Annotated in this window: 23 protein-coding genes and 1 tRNA gene; 10 read left to right on the top strand and 14 right to left on the bottom strand. The window is 72.8% G+C overall.

All coding sequences use genetic code 11. The features are described from left to right. Window positions 1-165: 165 nt before the first annotated feature. The 4 genes from FHE66_RS09370 to FHE66_RS09355 all read right to left on the bottom strand — a co-directional run bounded on the left by FHE66_RS09370 (window position 166) and on the right by FHE66_RS09355 (window position 3,348). On the bottom strand, window positions 166-846 hold the full coding sequence (locus FHE66_RS09370; RefSeq protein WP_139072696.1) for a hypothetical protein: 681 nt from the start codon (window positions 844-846) through the stop codon (window positions 166-168). Window positions 847-1,206: 360 nt separating this feature from the next. Then, window positions 1,207-1,854 carry a DUF6226 family protein gene (locus FHE66_RS09365; protein WP_139072695.1) on the bottom strand — a complete coding sequence of 216 codons (648 nt, stop codon included), beginning with the start codon at window positions 1,852-1,854 and terminating at the stop codon, window positions 1,207-1,209. Window positions 1,855-2,245: 391 nt separating this feature from the next. Next, window positions 2,246-2,977: a class I SAM-dependent methyltransferase gene (locus FHE66_RS09360; protein ID WP_139072694.1), complete on the bottom strand. Its 732-nt coding sequence runs from the start codon at window positions 2,975-2,977 to the stop codon at window positions 2,246-2,248. 71 nt (window positions 2,978-3,048) lie between these two features. Continuing rightward, window positions 3,049-3,348: a hypothetical protein gene (locus FHE66_RS09355; protein WP_139072693.1), complete on the bottom strand. Its 300-nt coding sequence runs from the start codon at window positions 3,346-3,348 to the stop codon at window positions 3,049-3,051. 314 nt (window positions 3,349-3,662) lie between these two features. Here FHE66_RS09355 and FHE66_RS09350 point away from each other — a divergent pair, with 314 nt between their 5' ends. Then, window positions 3,663-4,226 (top strand): DUF6817 domain-containing protein, encoded by a 564-nt coding sequence (locus FHE66_RS09350; RefSeq protein WP_176554723.1) that lies wholly within the window; start codon window positions 3,663-3,665, stop codon window positions 4,224-4,226. A 270-nt stretch (window positions 4,227-4,496) separates the two neighbouring features. Further along, window positions 4,497-4,772 (top strand): hypothetical protein, encoded by a 276-nt coding sequence (locus tag FHE66_RS09345; RefSeq protein WP_139072692.1) that lies wholly within the window; start codon window positions 4,497-4,499, stop codon window positions 4,770-4,772. Between the two features lie 12 nt (window positions 4,773-4,784). Here the strand turns inward: FHE66_RS09345 and FHE66_RS09340 are convergent, their stop codons facing one another. From FHE66_RS09340 to FHE66_RS15535, 4 genes are read right to left on the bottom strand one after another with little or no spacing between them, the layout of a single operon-like run. Continuing rightward, entirely contained in the window at window positions 4,785-6,008 is a 1,224-nt protein-coding gene (locus FHE66_RS09340) for an ABC transporter permease (RefSeq protein ID WP_369692762.1), read from the bottom strand. Further along, window positions 6,005-6,724: an ABC transporter ATP-binding protein gene (locus FHE66_RS09335; protein WP_139072691.1), complete on the bottom strand. Its 720-nt coding sequence runs from the start codon at window positions 6,722-6,724 to the stop codon at window positions 6,005-6,007. The genes FHE66_RS09340 and FHE66_RS09335 overlap by 4 nt, the downstream gene beginning before the upstream one ends. Next, window positions 6,721-8,274 (bottom strand): hypothetical protein, encoded by a 1,554-nt coding sequence (locus FHE66_RS15540; RefSeq protein ID WP_255303666.1) that lies wholly within the window; start codon window positions 8,272-8,274, stop codon window positions 6,721-6,723. The genes FHE66_RS09335 and FHE66_RS15540 overlap by 4 nt, the downstream gene beginning before the upstream one ends. Before the next feature lie 20 nt (window positions 8,275-8,294). Continuing rightward, window positions 8,295-9,341, bottom strand: a complete 1,047-nt coding sequence (locus FHE66_RS15535; RefSeq protein ID WP_176554722.1) for a hypothetical protein — start codon at window positions 9,339-9,341, stop codon at window positions 8,295-8,297. Between the two features lie 162 nt (window positions 9,342-9,503). On the opposite strand from FHE66_RS15535, the gene orn reads away from it, so the two are divergent. The 4 genes from orn to ribA all read left to right on the top strand — a co-directional run bounded on the left by orn (window position 9,504) and on the right by ribA (window position 12,534). Then, entirely contained in the window at window positions 9,504-10,181 is a 678-nt protein-coding gene (gene orn / locus FHE66_RS09320) for an oligoribonuclease (protein WP_139072690.1), read from the top strand. A gap of 74 nt (window positions 10,182-10,255) precedes the next feature. Further along, window positions 10,256-10,331: transfer RNA gene (locus FHE66_RS09315), tRNA-His, on the top strand. Between the two features lie 78 nt (window positions 10,332-10,409). After that, window positions 10,410-11,087 (top strand): HAD family hydrolase, encoded by a 678-nt coding sequence (locus FHE66_RS09310; RefSeq protein WP_176554721.1) that lies wholly within the window; start codon window positions 10,410-10,412, stop codon window positions 11,085-11,087. Window positions 11,088-11,133: 46 nt separating this feature from the next. Continuing rightward, entirely contained in the window at window positions 11,134-12,534 is a 1,401-nt protein-coding gene (gene ribA, locus FHE66_RS09305) for a GTP cyclohydrolase II (protein ID WP_139072688.1), read from the top strand. On the opposite strand, the gene FHE66_RS09300 is transcribed toward ribA, so the two are convergent. The 3 genes from FHE66_RS09300 to FHE66_RS09290 are packed head-to-tail and all read right to left on the bottom strand — an operon-like array spanning window position 12,511 to window position 14,931. Next, window positions 12,511-13,566, bottom strand: a complete 1,056-nt coding sequence (locus FHE66_RS09300; RefSeq protein WP_139072687.1) for a glycosyltransferase family 4 protein — start codon at window positions 13,564-13,566, stop codon at window positions 12,511-12,513. The genes ribA and FHE66_RS09300 overlap by 24 nt on opposite strands. Then, a complete protein-coding gene (locus FHE66_RS09295; RefSeq protein WP_139072686.1) occupies window positions 13,567-13,953 on the bottom strand; it encodes a 6-carboxytetrahydropterin synthase in 387 nt (128 codons plus the stop codon). It abuts the gene before it with no gap. After that, window positions 13,954-14,931: a zinc-binding alcohol dehydrogenase gene (locus FHE66_RS09290; protein WP_139072685.1), complete on the bottom strand. Its 978-nt coding sequence runs from the start codon at window positions 14,929-14,931 to the stop codon at window positions 13,954-13,956. Between the two features lie 560 nt (window positions 14,932-15,491). Here FHE66_RS09290 and FHE66_RS09285 point away from each other — a divergent pair. Next, entirely contained in the window at window positions 15,492-16,442 is a 951-nt protein-coding gene (locus FHE66_RS09285) for a DUF808 domain-containing protein (protein WP_139072684.1), read from the top strand. Window positions 16,443-16,637: 195 nt separating this feature from the next. On the opposite strand, the gene nadE is transcribed toward FHE66_RS09285, so the two are convergent. Further along, entirely contained in the window at window positions 16,638-17,480 is an 843-nt protein-coding gene (nadE, locus tag FHE66_RS09280) for an ammonia-dependent NAD(+) synthetase (RefSeq protein WP_139072683.1), read from the bottom strand. A gap of 148 nt (window positions 17,481-17,628) precedes the next feature. Here nadE and FHE66_RS09275 point away from each other — a divergent pair, with 148 nt between their 5' ends. Then, window positions 17,629-19,161 (top strand): SDR family oxidoreductase, encoded by a 1,533-nt coding sequence (locus FHE66_RS09275; RefSeq protein WP_139072682.1) that lies wholly within the window; start codon window positions 17,629-17,631, stop codon window positions 19,159-19,161. Between the two features lie 16 nt (window positions 19,162-19,177). Here FHE66_RS09275 and FHE66_RS09270 read toward each other — a convergent pair whose 3' ends face one another. Next, window positions 19,178-19,648, bottom strand: a complete 471-nt coding sequence (locus FHE66_RS09270) for an SRPBCC domain-containing protein (RefSeq protein WP_139072681.1) — start codon at window positions 19,646-19,648, stop codon at window positions 19,178-19,180. Between the two features lie 16 nt (window positions 19,649-19,664). Here FHE66_RS09270 and FHE66_RS09265 point away from each other — a divergent pair, with 16 nt between their 5' ends. Then, window positions 19,665-20,009, top strand: a complete 345-nt coding sequence (locus tag FHE66_RS09265) for a helix-turn-helix transcriptional regulator (RefSeq protein ID WP_139072680.1) — start codon at window positions 19,665-19,667, stop codon at window positions 20,007-20,009. Window positions 20,010-20,071: 62 nt separating this feature from the next. Next, complete coding sequence (locus FHE66_RS09260) at window positions 20,072-20,605, top strand: DUF488 family protein (RefSeq protein ID WP_139072679.1); 534 nt, start codon at window positions 20,072-20,074, stop codon at window positions 20,603-20,605. A gap of 10 nt (window positions 20,606-20,615) precedes the next feature. Here the strand turns inward: FHE66_RS09260 and FHE66_RS09255 are convergent, their stop codons facing one another. Continuing rightward, window positions 20,616-21,530 (bottom strand): RimK family alpha-L-glutamate ligase, encoded by a 915-nt coding sequence (locus FHE66_RS09255; protein WP_139072678.1) that lies wholly within the window; start codon window positions 21,528-21,530, stop codon window positions 20,616-20,618. Window positions 21,531-21,690 lie beyond the last annotated feature (160 nt).

Below are 21,690 nucleotides of genomic sequence, written 5' to 3'. Positions count from 1 at the left end.
CTGCTTACGACTTCGACCAGCCTTCTCCTTCCAACGGGTAGGAACCCATCCACCGTTACCCTGAAGCGTCGGCGATCGGGGTCTTGGTATGACCATGGCCCCTAGCCCTTGAATCCGTCCCGCATGAGGAACCTTTTACGCCCACGAGCCGATACTCCGGGTCTGTTACCTCCCGACGTGCCACAAGAGCTGGTCGAACGTCAGCAGGTCCATCCCCGTCTCAGCCGCCGCCGCACGGGCGACTGTGAGGATCGCGTGCTCCCCACGAGGGACATGGAAGCCCAAGTCCCGCAGCGCCCGCCGTACCCGGACATCAGGTTTGATCGCCGACGCCCCCGCACGCATCCGCATGTACGAGAACAGCGCCAGACCGATTCCCGACACCTCACCCACGACGGGGTCCAGCTCATAGCCATGCTCCAGACCCTCGGTGCCGTCGGCCCACCGCCGGCAGATCTCATCCTCGTCGTCGAGTCCAGCCTGGGCGCCGTAGGACAGCAAGTTCTGGGCGACCGTCACGATGGTGACCGGCTCCGCCGTCCGCAGCCCCAGTTCCTCAAGGCTCGTCGGTGTCGCCACCAGGGCCTCGAGCGTCGGCGCCGACACGCGCGCCTTCCACCGCTCCACCATCGGCAGCACGCGCTCGACATACTTGCGCTGCCGAGACGCCACGACATCCAGGACCATGGCGCCCCGCCCCCCGGCGTACCGAGCGACATACCCCTGCGCGTCGGCAGCAGACTCCTGCCTGCGGGCATTGGCCAACTCCCTCAACCGGGCAACGGCCTCAGCCCACTCGGGCCGCTGAGCCAGGACAGAATGGGCTGGACGGCTGATCGGCGACATCGGCAAGCTCCCTAAAGTAGGCAACGGTCACGCCAGGCGGCCGCCGTCGGTCAGCACGGGCCACGACGTGCTCGCCAGGCACCAAGGCCACCATTTCAGACATGGCCTCCGCAGCGACGGTGTTCCGACCTTCCTCGCCCTTGGGTCTTAAGCCCCAGTCCAGGGACACGGAAATCGTGCGGGTCACCTTCGCCGACACCGCCACGTCGCACCCCAATCACCAAGTCCCCTCGTCGGACGTGCGAATGTGGACCAGGGAGTCGCTGGCGCTGAGATCCTGCGAGGCACGGAACAGGCGCCGCGGGCTCGCGAGCGGTGCGCTGACGTTCCGCTGGGGATCGCGAGCCGGAACAAGTGCTCTCAGGAGCCCGAGGATCTCTGTGGCCAGGAGGCCCACCCTTCAGTGAGGTCGCAGAGGATGGGCTTGGCCGCTTCGAATCGCTCTGCCGGGATCTCCTCGGCGCGGGATCTTCCGGAGTTTGCACCGTCGGGGTAGGTGAACGCGTACTCGACCCAAGGCTGGGGTCCGTCTTCGATGCCCTCCCGGTAGTGTCCGGTGACGACCGCGAGCACTTGCTGCTCCAGTAGGTCGGCTTCAGTGGTCCAGTTGGAGTCGCACGCGTCGCAGCCGCATACCGGATAGTGGAAGTCGTGCAGCAAACCGGCGTGCAGAAAGATGCCGGGGTAGGCAGTGAACACGAACGTCAGCGCGGCGCATGCCGGGTCGTTGGGCTGGATGCGCACCGCGCGTAGGAATTCAGGAGCTGGGCGGAGCAGATCTCCCGCGGTCCCCTCACCCTCGGTGAGTCGGACGTCGTAGGTAGCGCGCAGATGTGCGATGAGGGCATCAGCCACTGTGTGGAGTGGTGCGAAGCGCTCGGGATGGGTGTCGACCGAGTAAGTCTCTTCCGGCGGTGACCCGCTCCACCGGTTCCCGTAGTCGATGATCTGGCCGTCTGCGTCATGGAAGACCGGTGCAACGACCGAGGGCCGGTTATACGAGCTCACCTCCTCATCCTCCCGCACCCGAGCGCGAAGGACGTCTTTTCGATCACTCCCCACGCCACGGCGCGCTAGTGATCCGGTTCTCCCGCAGCTCAGGGCGGGGGCTACGGTCAAACACCTCCGCGTGTCCGCCGTGGGATTCAGGTCGAGACTGCCTCGACGGTGGACACCGTCCCGTGTGAGGAACAGCGACTGGGACCGAGTCCCCCCACCGCCATGCCTGAAGATCACGGTCGCGGGAACGCCACCGTATGACCCGTCCGGTGGCGTTCCCGGTGAGGGCACCCTTTCCACAAACCCGAGCGAGGAGGACTTGCCGCGCCCGTAGCTGCCCGGCGCGCGCCGGGCACTCGGTAGCGCGTTGCCCGGTCGACGTTCAGAGAAGGACCGCTACCTATCCGGCGGGGAGGGGTGCACGTGCCTCGGGCTTCTCCGCCACGAGGAAGAGGAAGCACAGGAAGGCGCTGCGCTCGCCGCTGGCGATCCGCGGCGGCATCAGCTCGGGCGGGGTCTCGGCGGAGGGCGGGGGTTCGTCGAGCACGCGCAGGCGAAGGTCGGCGTCGAGGACGGCCCGGACCACCTCGCGCAGAGGGCGGTGCCAGAAGGTCAGGGTGGTAATCCGCCCGTCGAGGTCGACCTCCTCCCCGTACTCGCGGGTGGCGAAGTAGTCCTCGTGCATGGCGTTGATCTGCCGGGCGAACGGGTGGTTGACGCTCGCCACCAGTCGTCCGCCCGGCTTGAGGACGCGCCTGATCTCGGCGAGTGGTGTGTCCCAGTCCTGGAGGTAGTGCAGGACGAGGGACGCGACGACGTCGTCGAAGCTCTCGTCCTCGTAGGGCAGGGGCAGGCTGAGGTCGTGCACCGTCAGCGGCACCGTGTGGCCGAGGCGGCGGCGCGCGAGCTCGATCATGGCAGGGCTGCCGTCGAAGCCTGTGACGTGCGCACCCCGGCTGACGAGCTCGGCTGCCAGCGGCCCGGAGCCACAGCCCGCGTCGAGGATCCGCCGGCCACCCACGTCCCCGAGCAGGCGTAGCACCGCCGGCCACTCGTAGTGCGCGTTCAGCAGGCTGTTGGCGTTCTCCGCGTCGTACTCGACCGCGAAGTCGTCGTAGTCGTCGGCGCTCATCCCATCTCCTTCGGCTGGTGAGGTCCGCCGGGACGACGACGGCTCCTGGCGCGTGTGCCCCGGCGTGCCGGCTACGGGGCCGGCTGTCTGGCCGTCAGGAGCGTGGAGACCGACTGGATGACGACGGCAGCGCCGACGAACGCCGCTCCAAGGGGCATCAGGGCGAGCCGGAGGATGTTGAGCACGAGCGAGACGGCGTGCAGGCCGGGTTCAGCACTCGCGCCTGCCAGGTTGGTCAGCCACAGGTAGGCATCCGTTCCGTAGGCCACGACGATCGCTCCTGCGAGCAGGATGACGATGCCGGCTGTCAGCGACCTCTTCGCCGGGGGAATCAACTGGGTGCACCTCTCCAGGTCCGTCTCGATGCCCATGACGCCCCCGAAACCCGGTGGTACGCCGCAGCGACGTCGTTGCGTCGTCCACGACGCTATCGAACCTCGCCCTCAGACATCGACGATTCCTCGGTGAGGATCGCGGCGCGGAAAGCGGCTTGCTGGGTTCTACTCCGAGGACGCACCGTCGCAACCCTGCTATCGGGGAATGGAGGAGGCTGGAGATTCCTCGAACAGACTCCGACGCCATCTGGGACGATGGCGCTCTCTAGCTCGATCTGCATTCTTCGAAGCCAGGAACCTGGAAGCATCGTTCAGCGTCGAGCGTCGCCGCGCCCGAAGGAGGGGTACTCATGACTTTCCACTCAAGGGTCGCAGCCGCTGAGGATCTGCTGCGCGCACGCGGAGCCGCTGAGGTCCCCCATCCCGGTGGCACGCTGCTGGACCATCTTCGGCGCGTCCGGATCGAGCTCGCGGCATGGGACGCACCACCGGAGGTCCAGCTCGCCGGCCTGTGCCATGCCAGCTACGGAACTGACGGTTTCGACACGGCACTGCTCGACCTGGCCGAGCGGCCGGTGCTCACCGAAGCCATCGGCGCCGAGGCCGAGAGCCTCGTGTACCTGTACGGCAGCTGCGTCCGCGCGCACGTCTATCCGCAGCTCGGTCAGGAGGAGGTCGAGTTCGTCGACCGATTCACTGACGTGCTCCGCACTCCTGACCGCGCGTCGCTGTCGGCGTTCATGGAGATCACCGCGGCGAATGAGCTCGACGTCGTCCGACACAACCCGGCGATAGCCGCCGAGCACGGACCTGCCCTGCATGAGCTGGTTGTCCGGGCCTCTCGCCACCTGAGCGACAAGGCGCGACGGGCATGGACCGACCAGGCAGCACGGACCGGCGTGGCAGCGGAATAGCACCACGAGGGATCGGGACGCCGGGCACAGAGAACCCCCGCCGTCAAGGAGTGCGGGCCAACGAGGGAGTCGGGGATGCGAGGTCGGCTGAGAAGGATCGGTGCCCGCCGGACGTCAGCGCTGGTGCTTTCAGTGGCGTGCGTGGCGGCCTGCGGCGGATCCGCCGTCGGCGCCGTGGACGGGCCGGTCCTGACCTCCCCTCCTGCGTCCGGTGACAGCGGCTTTGACGCCGTCGTGGGCGGGACCGTGGAGATGCGGGGGGACTGCCTGGTGCTCGCGAACACCGTCGACTACCCGGGCGCGCCTGCCCACCCGGTCATCTGGCCGGCGGGGACGACCTGGCAGGCGGACCCGGCCGCCGTCGTGCTCGCGGATGGGCAGGTCGTGGAGCTCGGCACGGAGGTCCGCGGCGGTGGCGGTTACTTCCCGCGTGACGGCATCAAGGAGAGTGTGGCCCCCGCAGTGGCCGACGCGTTGGACAGCTGCCGGGGTGAGAGCAGCGAGATCGCCGTCTTCAACGCGGGCAGCGACATCGAGGTCCCCTGATCGGCGGGCTCGTCACAGTCCGCCGCGAAGGGCCGTCACGGGCTCGAGCGAGGCGGCCTTGAGGGCCGGGTAGGCGCCGGCGACGAGGCCGATGACCCCGCCGAGCAGCGCCGAGCCGCCGACGAGCCGCAGGTCGAGGATCGGGGTCCACTCCTGGACGACGCTGATGGCGACGACGGCGAACGAGCCGACCGCGGCCCCGAGCAGCCCGCCGAGCAGGCCGATCGTCACCGACTCCACGACGAACTGGGCCGCGATCTGCCGCCGGGTCGCACCGAGCGCGCGCCGCAGCCCGATCTCCCCCACCCGCTCGATGACCCCGAGCAGGGTGACGTTGGCGATGCCCAGCCCACCGACGAGCAGCGCCACCGCGCCCAGCGCGAGGAACACGGCGTTGATGTCGCCCTGGACGCTCTCGCGCAGCCGGTTGCCCAGCGCCGGTGCCTGGACGGTGATGTTCTCCGGGGTGTTCGGGGACAGCGCGAGTGGCGCCTGCTCGACCAGCAGCGGTCCCGCCCCGACGGCGATCTTCACCTGCGCCTCGGTGGCAGAGGCGAGGCCGAGGTCCGCACGGGCGGTGCCGAGCGGGAGGACGACGGCGTCGAGCACGTCGCGCCGGCGGGCGACGTCCCCGACGATCCCGATGACCGTGTAGGCCTCCTCGCCGATGAAGATCGAGGGCTGGGAGTCCACCCGGTTGACCCCGAGCCGCTGGGCCGCGCCGGCGCCCAGCACCACCACCCGGTCGGCGCGGGCGTCGTGGCCCGAGTCGAACATCCGCCCGGTGGTGAGCGTGCCGCGCAGCGCCTCGAGCAGCTCCGGGGAGCTCGCGACGAGGGCCGGCTGCACCTGCGCGGCGGCGGCCGGGTCGATGAGTGGGACGGAGGTGATGCGCCGGTCGCCGGCGTCGAGGTCGGCGAGCAGGGCGGCGGCCTCCACCCCGTTGAGACGTCCGAGGCGTTCGGGGGTGTCCCACGGCAGGGCCGCGCGCGAGCGGCTGGAGCCGTCGGCCCCCTCGGTGGTCCCGGGCTGGATGACGGCTTGGGTGGCGGCGACGGCGTCGAACTGGCGGGCGATCTGCCCTCCGCCGGTCTGCGCCATGCCGATGGTGACGACGAGCGCCGCGATCCCGAGGACGGTGCCGAGGATGGTGAGGGCGAGCTTGCCGGGCCGGGCGCCGATGCCGTGCCCGGCCTCGCGCACGAGGTCGCGCATCCCGAACTGGTTGCGGCTCACGCGATCTCCTGCAGCACGCCGTCGGTGATCCGCACCCGGCGCCCGGCGCGGGCGGCGACGGCGTCGTCGTGGGTGATGACGAGCAGGGTGAGGCCGTCGGCGTGGAGCTCGTCGAACAGGTCGAGCACCTCACCGGACGTCGTCGTGTCGAGGTTGCCGGTCGGCTCGTCCGCGAGGAGCAGCCGCGGGCCGGTGACGACGGCGCGGGCCACCGCCACCCGCTGACGCTCCCCGCCGGACAGGGTGGTGGGCCGGAACCCGATGCGGTGCTCGAGCCCGACGCGGCGCAGCGCCTCGTAGGACCGCCGCAGCCGCTCCTCACGGGGCAGCCCGGAGTACATCGTCGCGAGGAGCACGTTGTCCAGGACGGTGCGGTGGGGCAGCAGGTGGAAGGCCTGGAAGACGAACCCGATGAGGCCGCCGCGCAGGGCGGTGCGCTGCCGCTCCCCCGCCGCGTGGGTGGCGGTGCCGTCGAGCCAGTACTCCCCCGTGGTCGGCCGGTCGAGCAGGCCGAGCACGTTGAGCAGCGTCGACTTGCCCGAGCCGGACGGCCCGACGATCGACAGGTACTCCCCGCGCGCCACCCGCAGCGTCACCGGGTGCAGGGCGGTCACCGGCGGCGGACCGGGGAAGGAGCGCGTGACGCCCCGGAGGTCGACGACGGCCGGCTGGTCCCCGGCGTCCACGCCGCGCGCGGCCACGACGGGCGAGCTCATCGGCCCACGACGACGAGGTCCCCGGCGGCCAGACCCTCGGCGCTCACCTCGACGTAGCCGCCGGCGGTGAGGCCGGTCTCGACGACGACCACCTCGGTCGTGCCGCCGCGGTCGATCTCGACCCGGCTCTCCCCGCCGGGGCCGGCGGTGAGCGCGGCGACGGGCACGGCGAGCACCTCCTCGCCGGTCGACTCGAGCGGGATGCTCACCCGCACGTTGGTCCCGACGACGGCGGCGCGCTGCTCCTCGGTGATCTCCAGCGGCACGAGGACGACCTCGCGGCGGTCACCGCCGCTGCCGGAGTCCCCACCGTCCTCGCCGTCACCCGACCGGCGGGCGGGTGCGCGGACCTCCTCGACCCGCGCCTCGACCTCCTCGTCCCCGACCATGAGGTAGGCGGTCGCGCCCTCGCTCACGAGGGCGGCGTCGGCAGACGAGACGCTCGCGAGGACCTCGAGGGTGGCGCCCGAGATCGTCAGGGCCACACCCCCTACGGTCGCGCCCCGGGTCACCATCACCGAGTCGATCCGGCGGGGCAGGGTGTCGACGTAGACGACCTCGGCGGCGGGCAGCGGGGTGCGCGCGGCGCGCCACGCCTCGTCCAGGGCCGTGCGCGCGTCGGCGACACCACGCTCGGCGGCGTCGCGCAGGGAGCGCTCGGGGGTGAGGTCCCGCGGCGCGAGCGCCTCCTCCCGCTCGGCGCGGACGACGGCGACGTCCTCCCGCGCCTGGGTGACGACCTCGGCAGGCTCCCCGGCGTCGATCGCCGCCTGCACCGCCCGCTCCGCGCGGGCGACGGCGGTGTCCAGACGCAGCCGCTCCGAGCGCGGCGGTCCCTCCGCGGCGCGGGCGAGCTCGCCTCGTGCCTGCGCGAGCGCCTCCTCGGCCGCGCGCAGGGCCTCCTGCGCGGCGGCGACCGACTCCTCGGCGCCCTCCTCGGCGACCGGGGAGGGGTAGCCGACCCGCGCGTAGAGCGCGTCGACGCCGGCGGAGGTCGCGGCGTCGTACACGTCCGACCCGGCGTCGCCGGCCTCGATGCCGAGCGTCTCCAGCGACTCCTTGAGCTGGAGGACGTCGGGGCCGGTGGAGCCCATCCGCAGCGAGCGGTAGACGGGCAGCTCACCGGGCAGCACGATGACCGGCCGGCCGGCGACCTCGAGGACCACCTGCCCGGCCTCGACCAGCCCGCCGACCTCGGGCACGCGCCCGGTGACGACGGCACCCCCGCCGCCCTCGGGCGCCTCGAGGCTCACCGGCACGGGGTCGTCGTAGAGCGCGTCGCCGCGCAGGGTGAGGTCGGTGGACAGCTCGCGCCGCTCGACGGGCACGGTGATGAGCCCGGGCTCGGGCGGCGCGGCCTCCGCCGCGCGCTGGGCGGGTGAGACGACGAGCTGGCTCAGCGCCACGCCGGCGGCGAGGCTCGCGACCGCGGTGACCGCGACGACGACGATGGTGCGGTTGGCACGGGGCGGACGGACGCCGTCGGGCAGGGTGTCCTCTGCAGGCACGGCGAGCGCCTCGACGCCGGCCTCCGGCTCCACTGCACTCACGCGGCGGCGCGAGGGGAGCCTCACGACTCCTGCCCGTAGGTGGCGATGATCGCGTCGATGTCGGACTGGTAGGTCTCGACGACCTCCTCCTCCAGCTCGAACTGGATCTCCATGAGGCGGGCCTCGACGTCGGCCTCCTCCCGGCACGCGAGGTCGGCGACCGCCTGGGCGATCTCCCGCTCGCGCAGCTCGGCCAGGCCCTGCTCCTCCATGAGGTCGCGCATCGGGTCGGCACCCTCCGGCAGCGACTCCCAGTCGATGCTCTCCCAGTCGATCTCGGCGTCGGCCTTCTCCATGAGCCGGTCGTACTCCGTGTAGATCGCCTCCTGGGCGAGGTCCGGTGAGGTCATGCCGGTGATGCCGGCCGCCTCCATGCACTCGGCCCACTCGAGGTTGACCGCGATGGTGCGCGGGTCGCGCGCGGCGTCCTCCCACACCTTCTCGGTCGCGGCGAAGAACTCGGTGAACGCGGGGTCCTCCCACATCTGCATCGCAGGGTCGGACTCCTCGTAGACCGTGTGCTGGGCGCTGCCGTAGCACCCGGCGTCCTCCCAGTCGTACTCCGGCTCCGGGTCACCCTCGACCCAGTCCTCCTCGAGCATCGGAGCGCCGTGCAGCGCCTCGTAGTAGGCGTCCTGCTCCGACGGCGACATCGCCTCGACGTACTCCTGGTTGGGGTCGACCCACTCCTCCTCCGGCTCCACGGGCTGCTCGTCGAGCCAGGGGTCGGTGGTGATGCCGTAGCCGTACTGCGCCGTCCACTCCTCACTGCCCCAGTCGTCGTCCTCGTCGATGACGACGCTGGACCCGCCGTCGTAGACGGCCGGGGTGTACTCGAAGCCCTCCTCGGCCATGCACGCGGCGACGGCCTCCTCGACCTGCCGCTGCCGCTCGGCCTCCTCGCGCTCCCACTCCTCGGGGTCCTGGTCGAGCCCCCAGACGTCGCCGAGGGCCACGGCGAGCGGACTGTCCTCCCAGGTGAGCTCCTGGGCGGACTCACCTCCCTGGCCGCAGGCGGCGAGCAGGGCGATGGTGCACGTGACGGCGAGGACGTGACGGGCGCGCATGGCGACCCCTTCCGGCAGGGCTCGCCACCCCGTCGGCGAGCGTTTGGCGCTCACGGTAGTGACGGACGAGCGGCGCGGGCCTATAACAGAGGACGAACATTGCGCAACACGAGTCACTGTTGGGTAACGGCGCGAGCGCCCGCGACCACATACAGTGGAACGATGCCTGCTCAACTGAAGGACCCGATCGTCTGGATCGACTGCGAGATGACCGGCCTGGACCTCGGCACGGACGCGCTCATCGAGGTGGCCGTCGTCGTCACCGACTCCGAGCTCCGGCCGGTCGACGCCGGGATCGACCTCGTCATCGCCCCGCCCCCGGGTGCGCTGGAGCAGATGGGGGACGTCGTGCGCGAGATGCACACGACCTCCGGCCTGCTCGACGTGCTCGACGAGGGCCTGACGATGGAGGAGGCGCAGGAGCGGGTGCTGCAGTACGTGCGCCGCTGGGTGCCCGAGGCCCGCAAGGCGCCCCTCGCCGGCAACTCGGTGGGCACCGACCGCGCGTTCCTCGAGCGGGACATGCCCGAGCTCGTCGAGCACCTGCACTACCGGATCATCGACGTGTCCTCGGTCAAGGAGCTCGCCCGCCGCTGGTACCCGAGGGCGTACTTCCACTCTCCCAGCAAGAACGGCGGGCACCGCGCGCTGGCCGACATCCTGGAGAGCATCGACGAGCTGCGTTACTACCGCGCCGCCCTGTGGCCGGCGGGCGAGGGCCCCGACACCCCGACGGTCAAGGCCGCCGCGCAGGCCGTCAAGGCGGACTCGACGGCGTCCCAGGTCGCCGCGCTCGCGGCCCGCGCGTCGGCGAGTGAGACAGGAGTCACCGCCTCCTGAGGCGCGCGGATTCCACACCGGGGCGGGCGAGCGGCTAGAGTGTGACACTGCCGCGCCCCACAAGGGCGCGCATGGTGGGTGTAGCTCAGCTGGTAGAGCGCCGCGTTGTGGTCGCGGATGTCGCGGGTTCAAGTCCCGTCACTCACCCCAGTAGTGGAACGGCCCCGGCTCCTGCCGGGGCCGTTTCTCGTCCCCCGCGCTCGCGGTGCCGCCCGTAGCATCGGGCGGATGACCGAGGACCCCGGCGCCGCGCGGGCGCTGCTGCACACCCGCCGGCTCGTCGTGCTCGACTTCGACGGCCCGGTCACCCGCCTCCTGCCCGGCGAGGAGTTCCTCCGGGTGTCGGCCGGGGCGCTCGACCTCGCCGTCGCCCTCGGCCTCGCGCCCGACGACGAGCTCACCGGGCAGACCGACCACGTCCAGCTCCTGCGCCTGCTCTCCCGACGCGACCCGGCGGTCGCCCGCGAGGTCGAGCGGTGGTGCACCGCCCAGGAGGTCGCGGCCGCCCGCTCGGCCCGGCCGGTCGAGGCGGCGGCGTCCTTCGTCGCGCGGTGCCGGGAGCGGGGCACGGCCGTCGCCGTCGTGACGAACAACGCCCCCGAGGCGGTGCGCGCCGTCCTCGCCCACGGTGGTCCGCTGCTCGCCGACCTCGCCGTCCACGGGCGCGACCCTGCGGCCCCGGAACGGCTCAAGCCGGCGCCGGACATGCTGCTCGCGGCGGCCCGTGACGCCGGGGTCCACCCCGACGAGGCCGTCATGGTCGGTGACAGCACCTCCGACGTCGAGGCGGCGACGGCGGCCGGCATGCCGTGCATCGGACTCTCGGACAGCGCCGAGCGGCGCGCCGAGCTGCTCGCCGCCGGGGCCGTCGCCGTCGTGGCGGACCTCACAGCGCTGGCCGGGTGACCCGTTCCGAGTGGCCGAACCGCGCGTCCCCGGAAGAATCTCCCCTATGTCTCAGCTCGAGGAACGCGCCCCCAACGACATCGCCCTGCCCGTCGTCGAGCGGGAGGTGGAGACGGTCCTGCCCACCCGGCACGGCCCTTTCCGGATGATCGGCTACCGCGAGGGCAACGGCACGACACACGTCGCGCTCGTCCGCGGTCTCACCGGGCCGCCGGCCACTGCCCCGCTCGTGCGGGTCCACTCCGAGTGCCTCACCGGCGACGCGTTCGGGTCGTGGCGGTGCGACTGCGGTGAACAGCTCGACGCCGCCCTCGCGGCGGTCGCTGCCGAGGGCGAGGGCGCGGTCATCTACGTCCGCGGCCACGAGGGACGCGGCATCGGCCTGCTGGAGAAGCTGCGCGCCTACGCGTTGCAGGACGCCGGGGCGGACACCGTCGACGCCAACCTCGCCCTCGGGCACAGCGCCGACGCCCGGAGCTACGACCAGTCCGCGGACATCCTGCGCGACCTCGGCGTGCAGCAGGTGCGCCTGCTGTCCTCCAACCCCGCGAAGGCGGAGGCGCTCACCGACCTCGGCATCGAGGTCACCCAGCGAGTGAGCCTCATCATCCCCCCGCACCCGCAGAACGAGTTCTACCTCACCACCAAGCGCGAGCGGATGCGGCACGACCGGCCCGCCGCCGACGACTCGTGGCAGTCGCTGCTCGGAGGGACGGTGCCGGCGAGCGGCCCGCACGACGCCGACCAGGAGCTCGTCGACCGGTACGGCCCGCTCGTCGCGCTCGGTACGGACTACGTCATCGGCCAGCTCGGACAGAGCCTGGACGGCTTCATCGCCTCGCGCACCGGTGACGCGGAGTTCGTCACCGGCGACGCCGACCGTGAGCACCTGCACCGGCTGCGGGCGCTGGTCGACGCCGTCGTCGTCGGGGTGGGGACGGTGACGGCTGACGATCCGCGCCTCACCGTCCGGGCGGTGCCCGGGCACAACCCGGTGCGCGTCGTCCTCGACCCCTCCGCCCGCACGCCGCTCACCTCCCACGTGCTCACCGACGGCGCCGCGCCCACGCTCTGGCTCGTCGGCCCCTCGGCGACGGTGCCGCGCGACCTCGCGGCGCACGTCGACGTCGTCCGGCTCGACGACGACGGCCCGGCCGTTCCGGACCGCGTGCTCACGCTCCTGCGCGAGCGAGGGCTGGGCCGGGTGCTCGTCGAGGGCGGGGGCCGGGTGGTCTCGGCGTTCCTCGCCGCCGGCGTGCTCGACCGCCTCTACCTCACCGTCGCGCCGGTGCTCATCGGCGACGGCGTCCCCGGCCTGCGGTTCGTCGGCTCGGACCTGCTGGCCGACGCGATCCGCACCCGCTCGCGCCGCTTCCTCCTCGGGGAGGACGTGTGCACCGAGCTGGACCTGCGGGCGCTGCGGTCAGCCGAACAGCCCGCGTCGTAGGTCCGCGGCGGTGTCCGCCCACGTCCGCAGCCGCGCGCGGCGGGCGTGGGCGGCGGCCCGCCAGTCCTCCCGCAGCGGCGCGGAGGTGAGCCAGCGGCGCAGCACCCGCTCCCACGCCGCCGGGTCGGTCGGGTCGACGGCGGTTCCCGGGGCGTCCGGCCCGCACGTCTCCCCGGCGGCGCCGGTGAGCGCCTCGACGGCCCCGGTCCCGGCGGGGATGAGGGCCGGCAGGCCGTGGGCGAGCGCCTCGGTGACCACCAGCCCGTAGGTCTCCACGAGCGAGGGCAGGAGCAGGAGGTCGGTCCGCCGCCACAGCTCCGCCAGCCCGTCCCCGACGACGGCGCCGGGCAGCGCCACCCGGTCGGACAGGCCCGCGTCCGCGAGCGCGCGCACCAGGTCCCGGGCCACGTCCGGCTGGGCACCGGGCGGGCCGGCGAACGTCGCCTGCCAGGGCAGGTCCCGCAACGCCGCGAGCGCCTGGACGAGGACGGTCTGGTTCTTCACCGCGGTGAGCGCCCCGAGCGCGAGCAGGTGGGGCGGGCGGCTGCCCTCGGCGAGGGGCGCCTGCTCGGCCCCGGGGACGGCGACGACGACGTCGCGGCGCCCGTAGCGGCGTTCGAGGTCGCGTGCCGCCCACGTGCTCGTCGCGACGACGTCGGAGGCCGCGCGCACGGCGGCCGCCTCGAGCTCGGCGAGCCGCGCGGCCTCCTCGGCCGGCAGCCCGGCCTCGGCGGGCAGCGGGAGGTGGACGAGCAGCACCACCCGGGTGCCGCCGTCGACGGCGCGCTCGACCTCGCGCGGGCAGGCACTGCCGACGAGCCCGTCGAGGACGACGGTGTCGGGGGTCCGCAGGGCCAGGCCCAGGGCGCGGCGCTCCGCGGGTCCGGGACGTGGCCAGCCGCCGGGCAGCGCGAGGACGTGGGAGTGGCCGTGCACGCCGTCCCAGGCGCGGGCGAGCCGGGCGTCGTAGACGTCACCGCCGCTCGGCCCGGCGGCGCCACGGGCCGGGACGACGAAGCGCAGCCCTGGCACCTACCGGCCGGGGAGCTCGAGACGGTAGGTGGCCCACGCGTCGGGGTGCTCGTGGAGCCTGACCTCGACGGCCGTGAACGGGGTGGTGTCCAGGCCCTCGACCACCCGGTGCGCCACGTGCCGGGCGACGACCTCGGTGGTCGTCACCATGCCGGCGAAGTCGTCGAGGTCGTCGAGGTTGCGGTAGCGCAGCGCACCGGTGACCTCACCGAGCCGCTGGGTGGCGGCGCCGATGTCGATGACCACGCCGTGCTCGTCCAGCTCGGGCCGGAAGAAGGTGAGCTCGACGACGTAGGTGACGCCGTGAAGACCCTGGGCGGGCCCGAAGAACGGGTCGGGCAGGGAGTGGGCGACCATCATGTGGTCCCGGACGGTCACGCTGAACACTTAGCTCTCCTCGGGGTAGCGGATGACGTGGCACAGGGCGGGACGGCGGCCGGAGGCGATCGCGTCCATGGTCTCGGGCAGGTCGGCGAAGTCGCTGGTCCCGCTGAGCAGGGCGTCGAAGCGCGGGTCGCGCAGCGCGTCGAGGGCGGTGCGCAGCCGGTCGGTGGTGGTGCGGCGGGCGCGGCGGGCGGCGCTCACCGCCCCGACCTGGCTGCCCCGCAGGGTGAGGCGGCGGGCGTGGAACGCCTCCCCGAGCGGGGCGCGCGGGGCGTCGGTGCCGTACCAGGACAGCTCGACCACCTCCGCCTCCTCCCCCGCCAGGCGCAGCGCGGTGGCGAGCCCGGCCTCGCTCGCCGAGCAGTGGACGACGACGTCGCAGTCCCCGGCGGCGGTCTCGGGCGTGACGAGCTCGAGCCCGAGCCGGTCGGCCAGCTCCTGGCGGCTCGGGTCGGTGTCGACGACCTGGAGCCGGGCGAGCGGGAAGCCGGTGAGCAGAGTGGCGACGGACGCCCCGATCATCCCCAGGCCGACGACAGCGACGCGGTCCCCGAGCCGCGGTCCGGCGTCCCACAGGGCGTTGACGGCGGTCTCCACGGCCCCGGCGAGCAGGGCGCGCTCGCTCGGGACGTCGTCGGGCACGGGCACGACGGCGGTGGCGGGCACGACGTAACGGGTCTGGTGGGGGTGGAGGGAGAACACGCGGCGCCCGCGCAGCTCGTCCGGCCCCTCCTCGACGACACCGACGGACAGGTAGCCGTACTTCACCGGCCCGGGCAGGTCGCCCTCCTGGAAGGGCGCGCGCATGAGCGGGCGGACCGACTCGGGCACCGCGTGGCGGTGGACGAGGGTCTCGGTGCCGCGGCTGATCCCGGAGCACAGGGTGCGCACGAGCACCTCACCGGGACCGGGCGGGTGGAGGGGCGTCTGCCGGATCTGTCCTTGTCCCGGACCGACCGTCCAGTACGCCTCTGCTGTCACGGCCCCATCCTGCCCCGGCCCCCCGCGCCCCCGCACCCGGAGACAGGGCGAATGTCATCACCTGCCGCGAACCCCCTCCCCACCGACAGCCGACTTCCGCCCGACAACCGACTTCCGCCCGACAGCCGACTTCCGCCCGACAGCGGAGTTCCGCCCGACAGCCGACTTCCGCCCGACAGCGGAGTTCCGCCCGACAGCCGACTTCCGCCCGACAGCCGACTTGGTGCCCACAGCCGACTTCCGCACGAGAGCCGACTTCCGCCCGACAGCCGACTTCCGCACGAGAGCCGACTTCCGCACGACAGCCGACTTCCGCCCGAGAGCCGACTTCCGCCCGACAGCGGAGTTCTGCCTGACGGGGTCGGTCCGCGACGCATAGAGCCACCACCACTTGGGGCGGAGTGCGAGATCCAGCGCTCGACGGGGATGCGCGCAGGCGCAGGGCGACAGCCCGCTGGGTGCGACTCGGGGTGGACGTCGCGCCCGGGTGGGGTGGCACGCTCTATGCTCTGCGCCTACCCGGCAGCACGGGCCGCCGGGACGGACGAGAGTGAGATCCCATGGCCGGTGGCCTAGCCGCCCTGCTCGACGACATCGCGGCGCTGGCGAAGCTCGCCGCGGCCTCGGTCGACGACATCAGCGCCGCCGCGGGGCGAGCGAGCGCCAAGGCTGTCGGCGTCGTCATCGACGACACGGCGGTGACGCCCCGCTACGTCCACGGCTTCACGGCGGACCGCGAGCTGCCGATCATCCGGAAGATCGCCACCGGGTCGCTGCGCAACAAGCTCCTGTTCATCCTCCCGGCCATCCTCCTGCTCAGCCAGTTCCTCCCGTGGCTCCTCACCCCGATCCTCATGGTCGGCGGGCTCTACCTCAGCTACGAGGGCGCCGAGAAGCTCTACGAGTACGTCACCGGGCACCATGCCGAAGCCACCGCCCGGCCGGCGGCCACGCAGGGGGTGGACCACGAGAAGACGATGGTGAGCGGCGCGGTCCGCACCGACTTCATCCTCTCCGCGGAGATCATGGTCATCGCGCTCAACGAGGTCGCCCAGGAGCCGCTGCTCAACCGGGCACTCATCCTCGTCGTCGTCGCCCTCGGGATCACCGCGCTCGTCTACGGCGTCGTCGCCCTCATCGTCAAGATGGACGACATCGGCCTGCGCCTGGCCGAGCGCCAGGCGGCCTTCTCCCAGCGCGTCGGGCTTCTCCTCGTCCGCGGGATGCCGAAGGTGCTCGCGGTGCTCTCCGTCGTCGGCGTCGTCGCGATGCTCTGGGTCGGCGGGCACATCCTGCTCGTCGGGGTGGACGACCTCGGCTGGCACGCTCCCTACGAGCTCGTGCACCACCTCGAGGAGGCGGTCGCCGGCGGGCTCGGGGCGCTGAGCGGTTTCGTCACGTGGCTGGTGAACACGCTCGCCTCTGCCGTCGTCGGCCTGGTGGTCGGCGGCCTGGTCGTCGCCGTGCTCCACCTCGTACCGCGCCGCGGGAACAAGGCCAAGGCGCACTGACGAACTCCGCTCTCGAGCGGAACTCCGCTGTCGGCACGAACTCGGCTGTCGCGTGGAAGTCGGCTCTCGCGCGGAAGTCGGCTCTCGAGCGGAACTCCGCTGTCGGCACGAACTCGGCTCTCGCGCGGAAGTCGGTTCTCGCGCGGAAGTCGGCTGTCGCGCGGAAGTCGGCTCTCGCGCGGGAGTGGGGGTGGGTCAGGGGCGACCGAGGTAGCCGTCGGGGGTCACGGGCAGGGCGCGCTTGTGCGCGGTGCGCCGGTACCAGCCGACGATCGTCGCCTCGTCCTGCTCGGCGACCTCCTTGCCCTCGAGGTAGTCGTCGACGACGTCGTAGCGCACGCCGAGCGCCTCCTCGTCGGGCAGCAGCGGCTTGTCGGACTCCAGGTCGGCCGTGGGCACCTTGTTCACCAGCGACTCGGGGGTGCCCAGGTGCACGCCGATCTCGCGCACCCGGCGCTTGGGGAGGCCGAACATCGGGGTGACGTCGGCCGCGCCGTCGCCGAACTTCGTGTAGAAGCCGACGACCGCCTCTGCCGCCTGGTCCGTGCCGACGACGAGCATGCCGCGAGCGCCGGCGATCGCGTACTGCGCGGTCATCCGCATCCGGGCCTTGACGTTGCCCTTGTGGTAGTCGTCCTTGGCGTCGGTGACCGGGGTGCGTGAGGCGAGCACCTGGTCCCACATGCCGTCGGTGGCCGGGCCGATGTCGATGGTCTCCAGGACGTCCGGAGCGATGAACTCGACGGCCGCGGCGGCGTCCTCCTCGTCCTTCTGGACCCGGTAGGGCAGGCGCACCGCGACGAACTGGGCGTCGCCGCCGGCCTCGCGCACGCGCTCGCAGGCGAGCTGGCACAGCCGCCCGGCCACGGTGGAGTCCACCCCGCCGCTGATCCCGAGGACCAGTCCGCGGGCGCCGGTCTCCTGGAGGTAGCGGGTGAGGAACTCGATGCGGCGCTCGGCCTGCGCGGCGGCGTCGAACGTCTCCGGGTCGATGACCTCGAGAGCAGCGATGATCTCCGACTGCAGCTGGGTGTCCATTCCGCAGAATCTACTGCTGTCGTGTGACGCCGTCATTACGTGGCAGACCGCGGCGGCGGCCGCTGCACGGGGTGGGTGCGCGCACGTCGGCGCCGGGCGCGACCCCGCTCGCCGGGTGCCCTTGGCCGCGCGGCTCTAGCGTGGCCGGATGAGTGACCGACCGGCCTCCCCGCTCCAGATCTCCCTGCCCGAGGGGCGCGGACGCCGCGTGCTCGTCACCGGGGCGAGCGGCTACGTCGGCGGGCGGCTCGTCCCCGAGCTCGTCGCCGCCGGCTTCACGGTGCGGGCGGGCGCGCGGGACCCCTCCCGGCTGGAGACGCGCTCGTGGGCGCGCGACGTCGAGCTCGTCGAGGCGGACCTCGAGTCACCGGAGCAGGTGCGCGAGGCGATGCGCGACGTCCACACGGTGCTCTACCTCGTCCACTCGATGGGCACCGGGCGCGGCTTCCGGGACCGCGAGGCGCAGATCGCCCGGAACGTGGCCGACGCCGCCGCCGCGACGGGCGTGCAGCAGATCGTCTACCTGGGCGGGCTGCACCCCGACAAGGAGCTCGAGGAGCTCTCGGACCACATGCGCTCGCGCGAGCAGGTGGCCCGGATCCTCCTCGAGTCCCCGGTCCCGACGCTCGTCCTGCGCGCCGGGGTGGTCATCGGCTCGGGGTCGGCGTCCTTCGAGATGATCCGCCACCTCACCGAGCGGCTGCCGGTCATGCCCGGGCCGCGCTGGCTGGACAACCTCGTCGAGCCGATCGCGATCCGCGACGTCCTGTACTACCTCGCCCAGGCGTGCGCGCTGCCCGAGCCGGTGCAGGCGTCCTTCGACATCGGCAGCGGCCGCCCGCAGCGGTTCAAGGAGCTGCTCTCGGACTACGCGCTCGTCGCCGGGCTGCGGCCACGGCGGATCTGGGCGCTGCCCGTGCCCGCCCCGCGCCTGTCCGGCTTCTGGATCGGGTTCACCACCCCGATCCCGCGCGGGTTGGCGATGCCGCTCGCCGCCTCGATGGCCGAGGACGCCGTCGCCCGCGACCACGACGTCGCGGCGCTCGTCCCCGACCCGCCCGGCGGCCTCACCTCCTACCGCGACGCGTGCCGCCTGGCGCTGGGCCGCCAGCTGTCCGGGCAGGTGACGGCCACCTGGGACGACGACGTCACCGCGGGCGCCGACCCCGCCGACCCGCTGCCCTCGGACCCGGAGTGGGCCGGCCACACGGTCTACACCGACGTGCGCGAGCGCGACGGCGCCGCCCCGCCCGAGGCGGTGTGGCGGGTGATCGAGGGGATCGGCGGGGAGAACGGCTGGTACTCCGCGCCGCTGCTGTGGCGCATCCGGGGCAAGCTGGACCAGGCCGCCGGCGGGTACGGGCTGGCGCGCGGACGCAGCCGCCCGGACACCGTCCAGGTCGGTGACCACGTCGACTTCTGGCGGGTGGAGTCGGTCGAGCCAGGTCGGCGGCTCACCCTGCGGGCGGAGATGCGGGCGGGCGGGCGGGCCTGGCTCGAGCTCTCGGTGGACCCTCGCCCCGACGGCGGGTCGCGCTACCGGCAGCGGGCCATCTTCTTCCCGCGCGGGATCGTCGGGCGGCTGTACTGGCTGGCGGTCCTGCCCTTCCACGTGCTCATCTTCCCGACGATGGCGCGCAACATCCTCGCCGCCGCCGAGGCCGGTCCCCCGCGCCGCTGAGCTGCCGCGGCGAGTCCTACCGGTAGAAGCCCTCGCGCAGGTTGATGCCGTGCTCGAGCCAGGCGCGCAGCGCGGCGAGCATGCTCGTCCAGCCCTCACAGTTGCCGAATGCGCTGCGCGCGCCGTCCGGGGTGGCCTGCCACGAGGACTCGGTGATGGTGACGAGGGTGCGGGCGCCGTCGTCGATCGGCTCTAGCTCGAAGGTCGTGCGCGTCGTCTCGCGGGTGCCGTGGTCGGCGGCCCACTCGATGACGATGCGGCTGGGCTCGTGCGCCTCGAGGACCCGGACCGGGAAGGCACCGGGGTGGTCGGCGAACTCCCAGGTCACCTCGGCGCCGGTGGTGAGCCGGCCGCGGGCGCCGCCGGTGGTGAAGTAGCGCGAGAGCTGGGCGGGGTCGGCGATGGCCTCGTAGACCTCCGCGACGGGGCGCGCGACGCGCCCGGAGATGGTGAATCCGAGGTCGGTCAGCTGCTCGGGTGCGTTCATGTGATATTTTTACAACATGTCAGCCGGTGAGGTCAATGGGTCCGACGACGACCTCGTCTTCAAGGCCCTCGCCTCCCCCACCCGCCGCCGGCTCCTCGACCTGCTGCGGGCGGCGCCGCGCACGACCGGCGAGCTGTGCGACGCGGTGCCCGACCTCGACCGCACCACCGTGCTCCAGCACCTTCGCGTCCTCGAGCGCGCAGGCCTCGTCACCGGGCGCAAGGTCGGCCGCGAGCGCCACCTGTCCCTCGCGCCCCTGCCCATCAAGCGCATCCACGACCGCTGGATCAGCGGCTACATGGCCGCCGCCGTCGACCTCCTCGAGCGGCTCGACGACGGCCCAGAGCACACCCCTCGCTGACAGCCCCGGCCCGCAGCCCGGCGACGGGTGCGCGCCCGTCGGCGGCGGCACAGAATGACCCGATGCCCCTGCTCACCGTCGGTCACGGCGCACTCGACCGCACCGGGCTCACCGCCCTGCTCGGCGGTCGGCGGGTCGCGGCGGTCGTCGACGTCCGCAGGTTCCCCGGCAGCCGGCACAACCCCGACGTCACCCGCGACGCGCTGGAGGAGTGGCTGCCCGAGGCGGGCGTGCCCTACCGGTGGGAGCAGCGCCTGGGTGGGCGGCGCCACCTGCGCAAGGGGACGCCGTCGCCGGACACCTGGTGGCAGGTCGACTCCTTCCGCGCGTATGCCGGCTGGACGCGCACCGAGGAGTTCGCCGCCGCCCTCGCCGAGGTCGCCGACGAGGCACGCGGGGAGGAGCGCGTCGCGGTCATGTGCTCCGAGGCGGTGTGGTGGCGCTGCCACCGGCGGCTGATCGCAGACGTCGCCACCCTCGCGCTCGACCTCCCGGTCCACCACCTCATGCCGGGCGGCGAGGTGCGGCTGCACGAGCCCTCCGCCGGCGCGCGGCTGAGCGACGGCGTCGTCGTCTGGGACGGGCCGCCGGGCTGAGCGGCCGGGTCTACCAGAAGACGCGCGAGGCGATGGCGTCGGCGAAATCGTCCAGGGCGCCGTCGACGGCGCCGAGGTAGAGCGAGGCGTCGGTGAGCGAGACCTCGAGGACGTGGTGGATGCCGTCGTCGCCCTCGACCATGTCGATCCGGCAGAAGAGCAGCTGGGCGTCACGGCCCAGCCGCGACTTCATGTAGCCGTGGATGGCCGCGCGCGCCTGCTCGCCGGTGCGCAGCTCGGCCTCGCTCGCGAGGCGGGGGACGGCGACCTCCTCGGGGACGGCGTCCGGGCCGGACAGCGGGCCGAGGAGCATCGCCTGCTTCTCCACGACGTGGGAGAGCACGCCGTTGAGGTAGATGAGGGCGGTCTCACCGCGCTCGTCCACGGACTTGACGTAGCGCTGGACCATGACGGCGCGGCCGTCCTGGAGCAGCCGGTAGGCGTGCTGGATCGCATCCATCCGCGAGCGTGCGTCGCGCGCGGTGTAGCGGCCGGTGTCCCGCGCGCCGGAGGAGACCGCCGGCTTGACGACGAAGTCACCCTGGGACGGGAAGCGGGTGTGCACCTGGTGCTTGGTGAGGCCGTCCTCGGGCTCGAGCCACACGGTGTCGATCGTCGGCATCCCGCGGGCGCCGAGCTCCTGGAGGTAGTGCTTGTCAGTGTTCCACTCGACGACGTCGGCGGGGTTGAGCAGCTTGCGGATGCTGCGCGTCCACCCGAGGAAGTCCTCGCGCCGGGGGGCGTAGTTGTGGACCGCCCGCAGCACGACGACCCCGGCCTGCGACCAGTCGACCGACTCGTCGTCCCAGGCGGCGACCTGCGGATCGATCCCACGCGCGGCGAGCGCGTCGAGCAGGCCCTCCTCACCGGGGTCCAGCTCCGGGTGGTCCAGGCAGGTCGCAAGGGTGACGCGTGGCTTCGACACGCCCCCAAATCTATCCGAAACCCCGATGCGCGGTGTTCCCCTCGCGGGCGCCCGGCGGTGCGGTGATACTCGTCACGAGAAGCCCTTCCAGGGTGCTCACGCCCCGCAGGCGGTGGTAATGTTCAGGACTGCTGGCCCGCGCCATTAGCTCAATTGGCAG

The organism is Georgenia sp. 311 (assembly GCF_006151955.1).
Lineage (GTDB): Bacteria > Actinomycetota > Actinomycetes > Actinomycetales > Actinomycetaceae > Oceanitalea > Oceanitalea wutianyii.
Note: the sequence above shows the minus strand (reverse complement) of the source record. Positions and strands in the feature narration are given on the sequence as shown.